This window comes from Lachnoanaerobaculum sp. (genome assembly GCF_057250505.1).
The window spans coordinates 1-17,350 of record NZ_DBHIEQ010000005.1; the positions used below are offsets into that span (position 1 = coordinate 1).

17 protein-coding genes and 2 pseudogenes are annotated in these 17,350 nt (G+C 35.8%); 2 read left to right on the top strand and 17 right to left on the bottom strand.

Going from position 1 to position 17,350, the window contains the following annotated elements:
• Positions 1 to 120: 120 nt before the first annotated feature.
• From ACO6FI_RS03260 to ACO6FI_RS03295, 8 genes are all read right to left on the bottom strand, one after another.
• Positions 121 to 1,335, bottom strand: a complete 1,215-nt coding sequence (locus ACO6FI_RS03260) for an iron-containing alcohol dehydrogenase (protein ID WP_485456089.1) — start codon at positions 1,333 to 1,335, stop codon at positions 121 to 123.
• Positions 1,336 to 1,526: 191 nt separating this feature from the next.
• Positions 1,527 to 2,324: a beta-carotene 15,15'-monooxygenase gene (locus ACO6FI_RS03265; protein ID WP_485456090.1), complete on the bottom strand. Its 798-nt coding sequence runs from the start codon at positions 2,322 to 2,324 to the stop codon at positions 1,527 to 1,529.
• Complete coding sequence (locus ACO6FI_RS03270; RefSeq protein WP_485456091.1) at positions 2,311 to 2,784, bottom strand: low molecular weight protein-tyrosine-phosphatase; 474 nt, start codon at positions 2,782 to 2,784, stop codon at positions 2,311 to 2,313. The genes ACO6FI_RS03265 and ACO6FI_RS03270 overlap by 14 nt, the downstream gene beginning before the upstream one ends.
• A gap of 98 nt (positions 2,785 to 2,882) precedes the next feature.
• Entirely contained in the window at positions 2,883 to 3,275 is a 393-nt protein-coding gene (locus tag ACO6FI_RS03275) for a hypothetical protein (protein WP_485456092.1), read from the bottom strand.
• 162 nt (positions 3,276 to 3,437) lie between these two features.
• Positions 3,438 to 3,626, bottom strand: a complete 189-nt coding sequence (locus tag ACO6FI_RS03280; protein ID WP_485456093.1) for a DUF3037 domain-containing protein — start codon at positions 3,624 to 3,626, stop codon at positions 3,438 to 3,440.
• A 16-nt stretch (positions 3,627 to 3,642) separates the two neighbouring features.
• The gene (locus ACO6FI_RS03285; protein ID WP_485456094.1) at positions 3,643 to 3,927 is read right to left on the bottom strand and encodes a hypothetical protein; all 285 of its coding nucleotides are present in this window, start codon (positions 3,925 to 3,927) and stop codon (positions 3,643 to 3,645) included.
• A 321-nt stretch (positions 3,928 to 4,248) separates the two neighbouring features.
• Complete coding sequence (locus ACO6FI_RS03290; RefSeq protein WP_485456095.1) at positions 4,249 to 5,037, bottom strand: nucleotidyltransferase domain-containing protein; 789 nt, start codon at positions 5,035 to 5,037, stop codon at positions 4,249 to 4,251.
• Positions 5,027 to 6,040 (bottom strand): nucleotidyltransferase domain-containing protein, encoded by a 1,014-nt coding sequence (locus ACO6FI_RS03295; protein WP_485456096.1) that lies wholly within the window; start codon positions 6,038 to 6,040, stop codon positions 5,027 to 5,029. Before ACO6FI_RS03295 ends, ACO6FI_RS03290 begins: the two co-directional genes overlap by 11 nt.
• Before the next feature lie 297 nt (positions 6,041 to 6,337).
• Between ACO6FI_RS03295 and ACO6FI_RS03300 the strand changes: the two are divergent.
• Positions 6,338 to 7,894, top strand: a pseudogene (locus ACO6FI_RS03300) (IS1634 family transposase); the annotation flags it as partial.
• A 519-nt stretch (positions 7,895 to 8,413) separates the two neighbouring features.
• Here the strand turns inward: ACO6FI_RS03300 and ACO6FI_RS03305 are convergent.
• From ACO6FI_RS03305 to ACO6FI_RS03340, 8 genes and pseudogenes are all read right to left on the bottom strand, one after another.
• Positions 8,414 to 8,911 carry a hypothetical protein gene (locus ACO6FI_RS03305; RefSeq protein WP_485456097.1) on the bottom strand — a complete coding sequence of 166 codons (498 nt, stop codon included), beginning with the start codon at positions 8,909 to 8,911 and terminating at the stop codon, positions 8,414 to 8,416.
• Positions 8,912 to 9,412: 501 nt separating this feature from the next.
• Positions 9,413 to 9,727, bottom strand: a pseudogene (locus ACO6FI_RS03310) (energy-coupling factor ABC transporter substrate-binding protein).
• Between the two features lie 179 nt (positions 9,728 to 9,906).
• On the bottom strand, positions 9,907 to 10,407 hold the full coding sequence (locus ACO6FI_RS03315) for a DUF1643 domain-containing protein (protein WP_485456098.1): 501 nt from the start codon (positions 10,405 to 10,407) through the stop codon (positions 9,907 to 9,909).
• A gap of 130 nt (positions 10,408 to 10,537) precedes the next feature.
• Positions 10,538 to 11,047: a hypothetical protein gene (locus tag ACO6FI_RS03320; RefSeq protein ID WP_485456099.1), complete on the bottom strand. Its 510-nt coding sequence runs from the start codon at positions 11,045 to 11,047 to the stop codon at positions 10,538 to 10,540.
• 98 nt (positions 11,048 to 11,145) lie between these two features.
• A complete protein-coding gene (locus ACO6FI_RS03325; RefSeq protein WP_485456100.1) occupies positions 11,146 to 12,240 on the bottom strand; it encodes a glycerol dehydrogenase in 1,095 nt (364 codons plus the stop codon).
• Positions 12,241 to 12,616: 376 nt separating this feature from the next.
• Entirely contained in the window at positions 12,617 to 13,261 is a 645-nt protein-coding gene (locus ACO6FI_RS03330; protein ID WP_485456101.1) for a C39 family peptidase, read from the bottom strand.
• A 98-nt stretch (positions 13,262 to 13,359) separates the two neighbouring features.
• Positions 13,360 to 14,403 carry a GNAT family N-acetyltransferase gene (locus tag ACO6FI_RS03335; RefSeq protein WP_485456102.1) on the bottom strand — a complete coding sequence of 348 codons (1,044 nt, stop codon included), beginning with the start codon at positions 14,401 to 14,403 and terminating at the stop codon, positions 13,360 to 13,362.
• Between the two features lie 3 nt (positions 14,404 to 14,406).
• Positions 14,407 to 15,342: a DUF2156 domain-containing protein gene (locus ACO6FI_RS03340; protein WP_298055756.1), complete on the bottom strand. Its 936-nt coding sequence runs from the start codon at positions 15,340 to 15,342 to the stop codon at positions 14,407 to 14,409.
• A gap of 114 nt (positions 15,343 to 15,456) precedes the next feature.
• On the opposite strand from ACO6FI_RS03340, the gene ACO6FI_RS03345 reads away from it, so the two are divergent.
• Positions 15,457 to 15,735: a chorismate mutase gene (locus ACO6FI_RS03345; protein WP_485456103.1), complete on the top strand. Its 279-nt coding sequence runs from the start codon at positions 15,457 to 15,459 to the stop codon at positions 15,733 to 15,735.
• Between the two features lie 54 nt (positions 15,736 to 15,789).
• Here ACO6FI_RS03345 and glpK read toward each other — a convergent pair whose 3' ends face one another.
• Positions 15,790 to 17,286 (bottom strand): glycerol kinase GlpK, encoded by a 1,497-nt coding sequence (gene glpK, locus ACO6FI_RS03350; RefSeq protein ID WP_485456104.1) that lies wholly within the window; start codon positions 17,284 to 17,286, stop codon positions 15,790 to 15,792.
• Positions 17,287 to 17,350: the final 64 nt, after the last annotated feature.

Genomic DNA, 17,350 nt, shown 5'->3' on the forward strand with positions numbered 1-17,350 from the left:
TGATAACAAGTTTTATATTTATTATAAATGATTCATAAGCCGAAAAAAACACACCAACAACTTACGTCATTGATGTGTTTCATTATGCTGAGATACTAAGCTTTCATGTCTCTGCTTATATTAGAAGTCAACTTCAGTATCATAATAGCAACATTTCAAAAGTTTTTCCATCTCTTCAACACTCGGCTGTCTAGGGTTTGAGCCTGTACAAGCGTCCGCTACGGCATTTACAGCTATATCATGCAGTCTCTCAAGGAATACATTCTCAGGTACAAATCCGTTCTCTGTAGGATATGAATCAGCACCGTAATGCTTTATGCAGTGTGGAATATTAAGCTCGTCATTCATTCCTCTGACATATTTGATAAGTTCTTTTATCTTCTCTTCTTGCGTATTTCCCGGCAGACCCAGTACATCAGCTATCTTTGCATATCTCTTAGCCGCCTCACTGTCCTTAGCGTTAAAAGCGATTACCTTAGGAAGATACATTGCATTTGCGGCACCATGTATAATGTGAGCACCGTAGTCTCCAAATACCGCACCTGTCTTATGTGCCATTGAATGTACTATTCCAAGCAATGCATTAGAGAATGCCATACCTGCAAGACACTGTGCATTGTGCATTGCATCTCTTGCTTCCTTGTCCCCATTGTATGACTTTATAAGATACTTATGAATCATCTCTATTGCATGCAGTGCAAGAGGATCTGTAAAATCACAGTTTGCAGTAGATACATACGCCTCAATTGCATGTGTCAAAGCATCCATACCTGTATGTGCTACCAGCTTCTTCGGCATAGTCTGTGCAAGTGCAGGGTCTACGATTGCAACATCCGGTGTTATCTCAAAGTCTGCTATAGGATATTTGATACCCTTTTCATAGTCTGTGATAATTGAAAAAGCTGTTACCTCGGTAGCTGTTCCCGATGTGGAAGAAATAGCACAGAACTTTGCTTTCTTTCTAAGTGTAGGGATACCGAATACCTTGCACATATCTTCAAATGTACAATCCGGATACTCATACTTTATCCACATAGCCTTAGCGGCATCAATAGGTGAGCCTCCGCCGATAGCCACTATCCAGTCAGGTCCGAACTCAATCATTTCCTTAGCACCGCGCATTACAGTGTCTACAGAAGGGTCGGACTCTATTCCTTCAAAAAGCTTTACCTCCATGCCTGCTTCTTTAAGGTAGTCTATCACCTTATCCAAAAAGCCGAATCTCTTCATAGAGCCGCCGCCGACACAGACAAAAGCTTTCTTTCCGGTGAAGTTCTTCAAAGCCTCAAGTGAATCTTTTCCGTGATAAATATCCCTTGGTAATGTAAATCTCATATACAGCCTCCATATTGAATTTAATATATTAAGCAAAAAGTGTAAGCAAAATCACTCTTTGCAAATAAATTTAACCTCTTACAAAATATGCAGCAGAACTAAAAACTGAACTGTCACAGTTATTTCATGCTTATATTATACATCACATTCGTTACATTGTCAATGTTTTAACGTTATCTTTTTAACATAATCTACCTGTTTTCCCTACGCATAAAACTGAAGCCGTTTACATTTATTGAAAATATCAGTTTTACCAGCCAAAGGAAGAAAAACAACACACCTATAGGTATAAGGCATGAAGTTACTATCATCACTGCAATTGCCTCTATAAATGAACTTACGGTATTCTCAAATTTCTTTAGAATTTCGTTTGCATTGCCTGTTATATTGTTTACAAACTTATCTATGGCATTGCCGCTCTCTTCCTTTGCATCATCTGTAACAGTCTGAGTATTTTGCTTGGCGTCGTTCAGTGTCGTATCTATGGACGAGGCGTAGTTGCTTTCTATCATATTTGCAATATTTACACTGATCGGTATTGTAAATGATATAACCAGGCTGAATAAAAACAGCTTGGTTGCAATCTTTGCAAACATCTTTTCATTCGATGCTATAAATATAATAAACAAAAGGCAGGCAACCGGAATGATATACTTGAATGCAACCATTCCTGTTACCGTCAGCAAAAATTTTTCAAGATAGATGGCACAAAGTACAATCAAAAAATACTTGCTCATCTCTGCAAGTTCCTGTGCAACAGGAGTGCCTATATCTCCCGGCAAAAGTGTTATGGCGGAAGATGACGCTACCGCTGCAGCCGCAAGCTCCATCACCTTGCTCCTGCTCTTATCAAGTGCGCTTATAGTATCCGCATAGAAATCCACATTACTGAAAATGCCTGCCAGCACAAAAAATGATATCAAGCCTGCCGCAATACAAACAGCTGCCAATATAATCTTTATTATCAATACTTTTTTAATTGATGACATTTTTCTCCTCCAAAAACTTCAAAAATCCGTCCACTCCTCTATCTATATCATTATAAGCTGTATCAAATCTGTCGGTATACCAAGGATCGGATACCGACTCATCACTTCCTGCAAAACCCAAAAGCTTATATACTTTATCATCCTTTCCAAAAACTTTCTTCATATTTTTTATATTGGCATCGTCCATTCCTATCAGGTAGTCGTATTCTTCATAGTCGGACTTTACTATCTGCCTTGCCTTCTTGCCCGAGCAGGCTATCCCGTGTTTCTTAAGTTCATCTTTTGCAGGAGGATACACCGGATTACCTACACCGTTCCATATCTCATCTGCGCTTGTAGCTGCTGAGGCTATCTCAAACATATCCTCCAGCCCAAGCTTTTTTACTTTGTCTTTCATTATAAACTCCGCCATAGGTGAACGGCATATATTGCCGTGGCAGATAAAAAGTACTTTTATCATAGTTTTATTTACTCCTTTTTGCCCTGTATTGCCCCATTTGCGAGGTTTTCAGGAATATAAGTAATAAAGCCGCAGACACATCATCTACGGCTTTGACTCTACAAACACTGATTCAAAATATAATCCATTCCATCATCCAATTTCAGAATCTTTGCATTCTTTGATAGTATCTTAATAATTATATCGAGATTGCCCATATCTTCATAATCTGAATCATATATGAATAGCACTCTCTTTTGTTCTCCCAACTCGTCAGCTACAAAAGACCATTGTCCGGCACTTCCGATAACTCGCTTTAAGTTTTTTCCTTTAAATGAAAACATATTAATACATACATTTCCAACTTGATAATCAAAGGAAATTTCGTCGCTATATGGCTCATCAACTTTTTGAGTAGTATATTCAAGATTATTTGATTCAAGCACTCTACGAATTAATTTCTTTTCCTCATTGCAGTTTAATCTCTGTGATCTTGCTAAATCATATTTCAAATATACTTTCGATAAATCCTCAACATAGTTCTCATTTTCATTAACTGTAAGAGTTCTAACTGATGAGAATCTAAATTCATTCGCATACACTTTGACATATGAAGCAAGCTCAAACTCTTTGTTAAAATTAAAGACAGAAGTTTCAACTTCATCCTTAATACCTCATAAATAGAGTTTAACAAAATCAATATCCGCTTCATCATCAAAAGCATGAAACCGTTGGAAATTGGAGATATATTTGAAATCACGTTGTCCTGTTGTTACATTGTGAAACAACACACCTATACACAAGCACTCATCTGATATAGGTGAATGATAATAATTCAATGCTGCATATTCAATGTTGTACATTATATTTCCTCCTTCCCTATCTATTATTATATGTCAAAATTGTGGATATTATCACATCCAAATTATCGACTCTATATAGAATATAATTTATAAGTTCATCAATATCTTTCTGTTTCGGTCTCCATTCTTCCGGAATAATGTCGATGAATTCTGTTATTATATCATGATTAATCTTGCTTTTAAAGACTGAACTTTCCTTTTCCAACATCTCCTTTCTAACAGAAAAATTTTCAAAAAACATTTCATACAAGTAAGAATTATACTCCAATACCTTCGTGTCTAATAAATCATTTTCTTCCATTGCCCGTTTCAAGCAACTTGCATCCCAAAATGTTTGATTAATAAAAACATGTGTATGATCTATTACTTTTAGTGAAATATCGCCCTTAAAAAATTATACTAAAAGATTTCCGGGATTTCTATCTGTATTAAATATAACATGATCAAATAGTAGAATCTTTACAAAATCCTCCTTATTTCTCATCTTACTAATAACGGTAGGACGTAGTTTTGTAACCTTTGGCATATATTCCGAGAAAAAAGCTTTTCCATAATTAAGCGGAGTAGCAAGTTCTTCATCTTGTATTTCTGAAGAACTGTCCAAAATGCAAACATTTACGAACTAAATACTGTCTACCACCCCAATAAACTCCTTTTCCAGCGCATCCCAGTCTGTATTCCTGTCATCCTCCATTGTTTCCAAAATCGACTTATAATATTCCAACTTCTCTTCTATATAATTATTTATCGCTTCAACCCTTGGGCCTTTTTCGGATTCGGACATTTTTACCTTCTTTGCAAGCAAATCCTCTACCGCAGCCTTCATATTATCCTCAAGAACGGTATTAACCAATTCATCAAAGAGTACCGGCGGTGGGCATTTCTTTTCTTCAATCCATTTGCATGCAAGAATAGGCCTCAGCACATAAAAATACTTTTTATATTTTACCATGTCATCGCATAGGTAATCGTAGTAGTTCTTTTTTGCCGTACCGTAGTAATGATAAAGTGCCGATTTACATGCAAAGTACTTGCATGCCGTTCTGTCGTAAAGTTCCTTCCACACATCCGTTGTGTAATACACAATTGGAGAATTGCTCCACTCAAATAATGTGGCATTGGACTTGTGAAAGTGCTTTAATGCCTTCTTTAAATCCCATCCGTTGATATCAAGCACCTCGTTTAATTCCCAATCGATAAAGTCCTTGTTCTCTCGAAGGGATAAATAAAAGTTCTTATTGCGAACATAGATAAATCTTACATCATAATCGCTGTCATGCGAGGCAAATCCCCAAGCTCTGCTGCCCGATTCAATAGCGTGTAGCACTTTTATATTCTCTTTTTCCTCTATTTCTCTTATTTTAGAAAGAATCAGTTCTTCTATATTCTCTTTATAATTATCATATCTCATCACGAATCACCCTTTCATTTATTGTCATAACCAATTCCTGCACACTTTTAAAATCCGGTTCATCCGGTAATTGCGTATGCTTGGAAGCGTAATGCAGTTTCTTTTCATACTCTCTCATCATATCATAGAAGCTGTCCGAAAAAGTTCCCTCATCTGTTTGATATTTTCCAAAGCGGATATCCATCAACAATTCATGTTCTTTTTCTCTGTATGTATTGATTTCTCCCTTTTCCAGTATATCAATGGCCATCATAAACAATCTCATAAGATGCATAGCGTGCTTATTTAAATGAAGATCATCTTTCTTTTTATTTCTCTTGCCAATTTTATCATAGTCTTTTACAACATTTGACATTGTATTCCACATACTTACATAATCTCTTAGCGGATAGTGACTCAACTTGGCATTGACAAATATTTCAGTTTCAAGTTCCGGATTAACTGCCTTATCTATAAAAATTTCCAGACTTCCGTTTTCAAAGTTCTTATAACTTGAGTTGAAACTGTACATTGCATTCTTTACAGAATTAAAAATATGCTGTTCCTTTTCACTTTGTGGAAATGTGTCTCTGGCAAGTGCATTCTGTAATCTTCTAAGTTGCGCATCCGCATACCCTCCAAATGACTGAATAGCTCTTTTTGATAAAAACAATCGTTTATTATCAAGAAGCATCTTACCGATATCATTAAGATAGAGATAATTATCCGGTGCAAGTCCAAGCAACTCTATTGTATTCGGATTGCAACTCAAAAGTAAATTCACCATTTTATTGAATGCATAGATAACGGTATCCGTATTATCGTCCACATACTGTTCAAACTGTGTAAGTCCTATAAGATCCGATTTTTGATTGAGTGTAATTCCTCTTATATCTATATCGCTGCTTTCTATATTTGTCCCATATGCATAGCTTCCTGCAAGCCCAAGCAAAATCACATGCTTTCCAAGATGCTCATTTTTATTTATAAAATCATATTCGGGTTTGTTTAAAATATCTTTCATTCTCTTACTCTTTTTACTCCTCATATTCTCAAGCACTCGGTATTCTTAATCTTTATTTTTGAACCGAACTTGATATCAATTCACTTATGATTTTATCATATATACATTATATTTTGACTTTTATTTCAAATAAAAAAGCCGTTGCCAAACAGATATATCCGTTAGACAACAGCCCTATTACTTATCATTATGATTACTTGCCAAGTCTTGCCTTACCTAAAGCATCTGTAGCTATAATAGCCGCATACAACTCATCAGGTGTTACATCTCCTGCAAGGTTATGTATTGTTTCTCCCTTTTTACCATGATCTTAAGATTGGAGCCTTTTTCAAAAATATAATAAAAGATACTAGAATACAGTTTGACCCAAACCTGGTAAATAGATTCCTTACTTATTCTCGTATACTTAATCCTGACTCCAAGCTAGGTACTCATCAGAATCTTGTTGGCTTTTACGAGCAACCTACATTTGGTTACGAACACATTCTTCGTACACTTGACATCATGTATGATCATTATGATGAGTATATTTCTCATCTATATGATGCAAGTACGAAATTAATAAAGAGAGATACCTCTGTATGTTTTTTTGACTGCTCAAACTATTACTTTGAAATAGAATCAAATGATGAAGATTATATTGATCCGGTAACCGGTGAAGTGACTAAAGGTCTACGAAAATATGGTGTGAGTAAAGAGCATAGACCAAATCCTATTGTACAAATGGGACTATTTATGGACAAAGATGGAATACCGCTATCTATGTGTATTTCTTCCGGCTCTGATAATGAGCAAACTACTGCTATTCCTTTGGAACAAAAGCTAATAACTATGTTTAATGGTAAAAAGTTTATTTATTGTGCTGATGCCGGTCTTGGGTCTTTAAATATCAGAAATTTTAATTCTATGGGTGGCAGAGCTTTTATTGTTACTCAATCCATAAAGATGCTTTCTAATACCTTAAAAGAAGCTATTTTTAGTGATATTGATTATCGCTTATTATCTAATGACAAACCTGCAACTATTCAGCAAATGAAAGATTTTGATAGGTTTGATAAAGTTAATGCAGAACTGTACGATGATAGGATATACAAGATAATCCCTGCTGATAAGGCATTTGACCTTGAACTTTATGAAGAAAAGGCATGTAAGAATGGTACTATTAAGAAAGTTAAGTCAAAGGCCGTAGTTCCACAAAAGATTATTGTCTCATTCTCAAGAAAAATGATGGAATATCAAAGGTTTATACGAAATCACCAGATAGAAAGGTCTAAGAAACTCCTTACTAAGCTGGATCCGGAAACCTATAAAAAAGGGGCAACTGATATAACTTGTTTTATAAAACGAACCACATCAACATACTCCGGTGAAAAAGCTGTAGATACCTACGAGCTTAACCAAGAAGCCATAAATGAAGAGGAGAAGTATGATGGATTCTATGCAGTAGCAACAAATCTTGAAGATTCAGCTAAGTATATCTTAGAGATTAGCTCAAACAGATATAAAATAGAAGGCTGCTTTGGAATAATGAAAACCAATTTTTCAGCCAGACCTGTATTTCATCAAAATAGAGAGCGAATAGTAGCACACTTTATGGTCTGTTACACAGCTCTTTTAATATATAGGATTCTGGAAAAGAAGCTGGATATGTATGGAACGCATTTCACTGTAGAGAATGTTATAGAAACTTTGAACAACATGCAGGTAGCTAATTTAGAAGATGTATGCTATATGTCAACATATAATAATTCACAAGTACTAACATCATTAAATGCTATCTTTAATCTTGAATTGGACAAGAAATACTATCAGCCAAAAGATTTAAATAAAAAAATAAAAAAAATTTCAACTTGAACTTTCCATACAACATTTTTTAGATACTTAAAAAAGTGGCTAAAGCCTTGTAAATACAGGGTTTTAAGCCACTTTTCTATTCCCAAACTGTTGAAGATGGGATATTAACATAGTGAAAACATCCACTTCTTGCCTCATTCCATACTACATGTTTATTAGAAAATGCATGTTTTTAGCTTTTTGTATTGTAAGTAATTAAAAAAGTCAAAAATGAATAACCCATTTCTGACTTTCTTAATGCTATATTGATTTTACACACACCTATTTTTTCAGACATAGTGCCCTTCTACAGAGAATCTAATAAGAAAGCAAACCTTTCAGTACCGTAGCACATCCGTCAATTACAGGAGTCGAACTATCTAACATAATATTATAATTATTGTAATCATTCCATTTTCGTGCAATATTGGCATAATAATACCCAGCTCTTCTCTTATCGAACCGTTTTCGAACGCATTCCACCACCTCTAATTCTTACTTTCTTATACCCCTATACAATAATCACATGCTTTACTTGTACTAATCTTGCCGTCTTCTTTTATCTATCTCCAACGCTACCTTGGCAGCTACATAAAAATCATCTTTCCGGAGAATATTTCTTTTATCCAATTCATAAAACAACCTCTCATATCCAAAATAATTTCTCGGTATTTTTAATATTCTCTTTCCTCCTGAATAGATTTCACATGGATATTCAGAGGCTTCACCTATAATCTTTGCATTGCTTATCTCACTCCATAAATACTCACTTCTTTTAAACGGAAACTGATTTATTAATATCTTTTTATCGCTTACTTCTGTTTTTGTAAATAAAACAAATACTAAAAAATATATTCCGAGACTTGAACTTAATAATAGCAACGGCAACACACCCGCCCACTTCGTCTCCAGAATTTCTGATGGGCCTACTTTACATAAAACCCAAATCATCATAAAAGTAATGTATATATACAAAAATATTGCAATCAGATATTTTTTACCTGGTCTTATCACTATTTTACTATCCTTCGTTTTCATCTTCCGCCCCCTTCATTAAACGCTTTTTAGCAGTAAAATCCACATACTTTCAGTTTTATTCGGCCACCCGACTCAAAGCTAAAGCTTAATTGTATAAATCCGCCAATATACTTTATAGCATTGACCTCTTTATTACAACAACCGACAAGGCTATATAATGTAAATTATATTTTAATAATACTGCCTTGATACTTATATTTTATCAAATCTTTTATTAATATTCATCACGATTTTGCTGAAAATTATCAGCTTTATTGAACAAAGTAATTTTTTAATAAACTGCAATATAATTTTAAATTATCTTCTTAAAACTCTATGTGTACTGCATATCTTCTCTTGCATACATATACTTACACAATCTCAAAATATGCCGATTCTCCTCTTTCACATTCATTAACATAAAAAATTTAAAACAAAAATTTGAAAAAAATACATACCGGCTTATTCCGTTACTTAACAGCTGCCGCCTTGCAATCCATCTTACAAAGCAGCAGCCTTTCATCATTTTTTCTTATCTTCCTGTTTTTTTCTTTCTACAAATCTTCCCATATAATAAGCTATTATTCCGACACCTATACCTGTCTGTACACAAAAAAGCAGACTTTCAACTTCTCCCGGAAGTTCCTTTCCTAAGACGGTTTCTATAACCGGATTAAACCACGGCTCATATTCTCCGCCCTATATTTCTGAAACCACTTCACTTTCGGCATCATCAGAACCGCCAAATTCGGCATTCTTAAGCATAAATAAAGGCACTATTGCCATCAGTACAACTATTACAAGTAAGCTTATAACAAGTTTTTTATTCTTTGACATTATTTAACACCTCCTCTTTATTTATAAAATCATATTCATGTTTATTTAGAATATTTTTATAGTCAGTCACTATGCTCCTCCTCTAATAATATCTATTTTATATACTACTATTTTATAAGTTCAAATTTTCATATACATTATTTATCAATAATTATATACATCTATACACCATTATTTTTTCAATCTTTGCTACATAAAACTTTTCCCTCTAAGCTAAAATATAAATCTTGTAATTTGGTATTATTGGGTACATATAATTGATGCCTTGGATTCCCCTTCACTGTTAGTTTACCACGGCATACCCACTTCCTATCCGGGTCAATAGCTAGAATTTCCTTTAAGCAATCTTTCAAATATTTTCTTTTCTCTATGGCGTTCCCCCAAGAAGCCAAGGTTAAAGCATTAGAGTATATATTAAAAACACTTCTTATAACTTCATAATTTTTTACAGTTAAATCATCAGCAGCTTTTATATGCATATCATTTGGATTTGTCGCTCTTTGCGGATAAAGATTTAGCATTATCCAACCGTCACAATTATTTTCTGATGCAATTTTTCTTATTTTTGAAATAGTGGGATCATCCTTTTCATCATTAGCTGTACTTGGATTTATTCCAAAGCATATAATAGGATTTTCTCCGACCTCTCCCAACATAAATCGTGCTGTATCATCATCCAAATACAATACTTCCCCATTCTTTTTTTCTTTTATAAAATTTTCAAGATCATTTCAAATAGTTTCTTTTTTGTTATCATTCATTTTATGCTATTCTCCTATCTATTTTTATTATATTTTAACCCTATTCCCACTACCTTCTAAAGAGATCTCTAAGTTTTAGCTTATCAAATGCCAACATTCCTCTGGCTTCCAGGTACAAATCATCTTCCTCAATAATTTTTCTTTTGCTTAGCTCATTTAGTAGCTTTTCATAGCCTATATATGCCCTTGGTACTTTTGATATTCTTTTTTCTACTGTATATATCACACATGGGTAAGCCAATGCCTCATTTATAATCTTTGCAGTAGTTATATCAAACCAAAAATATTCCCTTTTTTTTAGAGGAAACCTTGTTATTTCTATTTTCTCATTGTCAATTTTTATCTTGGTAAGCAACGCATATAATCCCGATACTAATCCGACAGTCAAAAAAAATAATAGCAATATCCACCTTGCCATCTTGTCCGTCTCCGGATTATCTGACGGTAAAGCTTTGCCTAATACCCAAAAATATGTAACTCCTAAAACTATAGGCATAAAACTGAAAAACAAATATACTAAACCCGGTCTTATTACTATTACATCATGCTTTGATTTCATTTTACCTCCCACCCCAGTATTTGACAAAGAACATAAAAAAGCCGCCACCAAAAAGATAAAATATCTATCCGGCAACAGCCACTTATCCATTAAATAGATTACTTGCCAAGTCTTGCCTTACCTAAAGCATCTGTAGCTATAATAGCCGCATACAACTCATCAGGTGTTACGTCACCTGCAAGATTATGTATTGTTTCTCCCTTTACACAGGCATTCTTTGCTATAGTATGAAGATCCTCATATGTAAAGTCTCCAAGCTCTGCAAGTGTAATAGGCAGTCCTACTTCAAGGCAAAAATTCTGTATATCCTCAAACTCGGCCTTATCCGCACACTCAAGTGTAAGCTGTATCAAAGTACCGAATGCCACACAATTACCATGATATGCCTCATGTCCGCCAAGTGAAGTAACTCCGTTATAGAATGAGTGAGGAGCCGCACAGTTTACATTATCTGCTCCTACACCTGAAAGATAAACTGTAGCCTCTATGATTGCATCCAAAGCAGGAGTAACAACATTATTCTCACAGGCAGCTATAGCCGCTTTTCCGTATTTTCTTAAGGTATCATAGCAAGCCTTTGCAATCGCCATACCTGCTCTTGTAATACCGCCGCTCTCCAAACTTGGTGACTCTGTACGAAGTGAAGCTCTTCCTTCAAAATATGTTCCAAGAGCGTCTCCCATACCGGCTATCAAAAACTTTACAGGTGCATTAGCTATAACACTGCTGTCTACAAGTACCGCATCCGGATTTTGCGGATAGAATAAATATTTATTAAAACTTCCGTCATCATTATATATAACCGAAAGTCCTGTACAAGGTGCATCTGTAGCTGCAACTGTAGGTATTATAACTATTCTCTTCCCCATATAATATGCTGTTGCCTTAGCCGCATCCACTGCCGAACCGCCGCCTACCGCAACAACAACATCAATCTTATCAGTCTCAACAATATCCTGCATTTTCTTTATCTCGCTGATACTTGACATTCCTCCGAATACTTCATATCTGCGATAATCATCTTCGCCTTCAAAGCTCTTTTCCAAATCATCATGGCAGCTGTTGTAACCGCTGTTCGAACAGACAAACAACCATCTCTTTCCCATATACTCCATTTCCTTACGGAACTGAAGCAAAGCTCCTTTTCCCTGTACATACTTGAGTGGTGCACGCATCATTCTTAAACGTTTCATAACAAAACCTCCATTAAAACCGTCAAGCTTTGAAACTATGTCAAAACTTTAACATATATTGCTAAGGACTATTGTATCACAAAGATTGTATTTTTCAATTATTATTTTATTCCCTCATAATGCGTCCACATGCGTGCTACTTTTACCACAACGCATCCGGATTATAGGATGTACATTCAGAAATATCTTCATTTCTTGATTCAAGAATACTCTCTGTCATTCCCGGCATTGAATTTAGATTTTGTTATAATTATCGGTTGCGAATATTCATTAATTATCATATCAGATATGCTGTACATCTTTTCGGACTTTGATATTGATTTTAAAGAGTTTTAAAAAAGACAGCTAATCACCGGATTAACTGCCTGAAATTATATTATATAAAGTACTCTATCGTCTTCTCCGGAGTCTTTTCGGTCTTCTGATTATAAAGTATTACAGCCTCACGGTTTTCGAACTTTCCAAGGGCGTAGAGTACATCACCTTCCCTGTTAAAGTAGCCGAAAGGTACAATACGATTATATTTCAGCGGCTTATCAAGCACAAGCTCCACATCACCTTCCGGTATAAACTGTGACCAATGCTCATCTGTAAACTCATCCTCATAGTAAGGGTCAAACATATAGATGTTGCTTTCATCCACGCCTGTAAGCAGCGCATAATGAGGAACATCATAAAAAAGCCTTACCACAACCGCACCGCCTCTTGTAAGAGCATCATTGATACGACTTGTCTCACCGATAAAGACCTGTTCACCTGTAATATATTCACATATAACATTAAGCTGCTTAATATCTCTGAACCTGTTGAGCCAATTACTTAAAAACATCATTGCCATCGGTGACGTACCGCTCTTACCCGGATGACCCTCATTACTGTAACAGTCCAGTGTATAAAGCATAACGTTTCTGATGACCTCCGGCGGGATATCCTCTCTCTCAAATAGAAAGCTCAGTGCATTGAGCATTGATGTAGGACCGCAGTCATACTCAGATATTTGATAATGTAATGGATTTTTCATTCTACACCCTTCTTCCTATCTGCATATAATATAAAGCTCAAATATATTACAAGCAAACTCATAATCTCCTCTTACAAGCTTTTATGCATCAACGCCTATTATACAAGTTCATTTATAAATATTCCACTGATTTTATTTATAGAATCAAGTGAATCTTTTGCAATAGATTTGTCTACAAAATTGACAATATTAAAATTCACATCATCAATATAGCCGAAAATCCAAGCTGTAAAATCCGCAATATCAAACTCAACAAAAGCACTATCCTTTGCATCGGATATCTTACATACATTTGCGAAATCTTTACCCATCTGTACTCTAAAGCAGGCATTCTGTGCTTCAACAACATTGTCATTTATCTTTATAATGATATCTATATCCTTGTTTGATCTGAAGTTTGACAAAAGCTCAGCCACATCTGTGATTCTTACCATTATATTCTCTTTGCCGTACTCTCTCTTTGCAATACTTGATGAGACTATTCTCTCTTTCAGTTCAACCTTTTCAAGCCCCCAAAAAGACTCATAGGCTACGATTTCATCACCTCCACGGTAGATATTTATAAAACCGTTCTCGGAAGCTATCTCTTTTAGCTCCCTCTCAAAATAATGCATATCCCTATATGTATATACATCATTGTCCTTTGAAACCTCATTGTTTATAAACCTAAGAATCTCACAAGCCTCTTTAGACTCAGACTTTACGCCCTTTAATACAGACTTTTTAAAAGAGGATAAATCCATATCATAAACATTTTTTCTTGCGACAAATGCAAAATCAAAAGGCAGATAATAGTCCTTATTTGCCGGTATAAGGTAGGTAAAAGGAACCTTTTCACTGTTCATATCAATGAGAACCTTGTCAAGAAGCTTTCTCATATATCCCTGCCTTTTATACTCCTTCTTTGTGGCAACCGCCACTATATAATCAAGTCCATATTTCTTTCTGAAGACGGATACCGTATAAGGGTTCAGCATAATCATAGATTTTATACTCTCACCCTCTATATCCGCCAAAATCCTGTTGTCCTTTGTCTTTTCATTATAATAGTACTCTACAAAATTATCTGAATCTTCAAAAAAAGCCTCCTTATACAGAGGCTTTGTAAGTACTTTTTCTTCTTTTTTTAAATACTTTATCATATATTACCTTTTTTGTTCAACATAATACTTTCTTGCATAGTCCACCGGATAATAGCTTTGCTTTGCACGGCGAAGTCCCTCAAGTCCAAGGTCGTCCTCACGATTTACAAGGCTGACATTCGGAAACTCATGCTCCAAAAACTCCTTGTTGATGGCCTGATACAGACCGTTTATCTCAGGATTTGCCTTCTCTATATGTATTACAGCCATATCTTCAAGCTTATTATAACTTCCTATAGAAAACGCCTCCATCTCGCCGTCAATATATATTGCTCCCATTCTGATGTTTAACTTTGTACAGTGAAGCAAAATATCATGTATTCCTTCCACCTCAGGGTCAAGATGCTTTTCAACTTCCTCTCCCTTTTTCTCTCTCCACTTATCCAAGAACTTGAAAACATCATCCCTGTCTGTAGGATTGCATCCAAGTACTCTGTACTCATATCTGTCACCGTAAGTCTTAAGGAAATTATTGTAATGATTTTTCTTCTTGTGAAGCTTCTTTCCCGAAAGATTCCTCAACTTATCTCCTTCATAGAGATAGTCCTTTGCATCCTCCTCCTGCCTTACTATAAATTTATCCTCCGGCAAATTCAATACTTTTATTCCTTCCTCATCCGCCAAGTGAATCTTTAAAGGTAGGTCAAGCTCTTTATTAAAATACTCCACCATTAAATTGAAACAGTACTCAAGGTCTTCTTCTTTGCAAAGCGGCATAGCTGCAAAAGGCCTGTCTTCATCTCCCATAAGCCAAAGAAGTCCTACCTCCTTACCGTCTCTCATTGCGATAGTTGCTCGCACATTATAATAATCTTTCCATATAAAACTCTCAAGCTCTACACTGTCACAGGTCTTATTGGGCCTGAGTCCATAAAACCCTGCATACTTTTGTATGTCGTCCGCTACTAATTGTTTAAAATTTAATTTTTTGTATTCCATGGTTTAATTATATTTATTTTTCCGCTTTTGTCAAATAAAAATATCGTATTTACTTTTAGTGAAAAATAAGTCAAAATAATAAAGATGACAAGTGTTATTTGATAAGGAGTATTTATGAACGAATTGGAAAATCTTAGAGCAAGGATTGATGCAATAGACAAAGAACTGATTACACTTTTTGAAAAAAGAATGGAAACGGTTCACAATATCGCAGAGTACAAAACAGCAAATAATCTTCCCGTATTAAATCAAGGTAGAGAAGACGCTATAATATCAAAGGTAAGTGACTCTATAAAGAACAAGGAATACCTGGACAGTGCAACAGACTTCATAAAAGACATTATGGCAATCAGCAGAAAATATCAGGAAAAGTTTATCTCGGAACAAAAATAATTAAAAAACAAAAGGGTCATAGTTTACTTCCATGACCCTTTTTTGATAAACACTTTATTCTTCACTTGCCCAACCGAAGGCATACTTTACAGCCTTTTTCCACATTTTTATCTTCTCAGACCTGACCTCATCCGAAAGATTAGGTATAAATGTCCTGTCAATGCTTCTGCTTTTCTTTATATCATCAATACTGTCCCAAAATCCTACGGCAAGTCCTGCAAGATAAGCCACTCCGATTGCGGTAGTCTCCACACATTTCGGCCTTTCTACAGGTACATTACAAAGATCCGCCTGTGTCTGCATAAGAAAATTGTTTACACTTGCACCTCCGTCCACATTCAAAACTTTCAGTACAATATCCGAATCCTTCTCCATCACATCAAGCACATCTCTCACCTGATAAGCCATAGACTCTAATGTCGCCCTTATAATATGATACTTATTCACCCCTCTTGTAATGCCGACAATGGTACCTCTGGCATATTGGTCCCAATACGGTGCACCAAGTCCGGTAAATGCAGGTACAACATAGCAACCGTGAGTATCATTGACCTTCATAGCCATATATTCGGAGTCTGCGGAAGAATCAATAAGACGCATCTCATCCCTTAGCCACTGTATTGAAGCTCCGGCTACAAAAACCGAACCCTCCAAAGCATAGTTTATCTTTCCGTTAAGTCCCCAAGCAATGGTAGTCACCAGTCCGTTATCTGATTTAACCGGCTTTTCACCTGTATTCATAAGCAAAAAGCAACCTGTACCGTATGTACTCTTTGCTTCACCTACCTCAAAGCAAGTCTGCCCGAAAAGCGCCGCCTGCTGGTCTCCCGCCACACCTGCTATAGGTATACTCTTTCCGAAAAATGCAAAGTCCGACTCACCACATACATATGACGACTCATTGACCTGCGGCAGCATAGACTTAGGTATATCAAGAAGTTTTAATATATCATCATCCCATGTAAGCGTATGTATATTAAAAAGCATAGTCCTTGATGCATTGGAATAATCTGTCACATGTGCTCTGCCGCCTGTAAGCTTCCAAATAAGCCAAGTATCTACAGTACCGAATAGAAGCTTTCCCTCTTTTGCCTTTTGTCTTGCACCTTCCACATTGTCAAGTATCCATTTTATCTTTGTTCCCGAAAAGTACGCATCAGGCATCAGACCCGTTTTATCACGAATCATATCGGTGTATCCATTGTTTTTAAGTTCATTACAATAATCCGCCGTTCTCCTGCACTGCCAAACTATTGCCCTATATACAGGAATACCCGTTTCCTTATCCCATACTACAGTAGTTTCTCTTTGGTTTGTGATACCGATACCTGCAATATCGGCTGCACTTATTCCAAGCTTTGCCATAGCTTCCACCGCCACACTCAGCTGTGTAGACCATATCGTATCTGCATCATGCTCCACCCAACCGGGCTTCGGATAATGCTGTGTCAGCTCCTTTTGTGCCGACTCACATATCTCACCTTTTCGATTGAATATGATACATCTGCTGCTTGTAGTGCCTGCATCAAAGGCCATAATATATTTTGACATACATATTTCTCCTCTATTTTTTCCTATGTAACGGTTCTCTTCCGCTCAAGTATTCTACAATTAT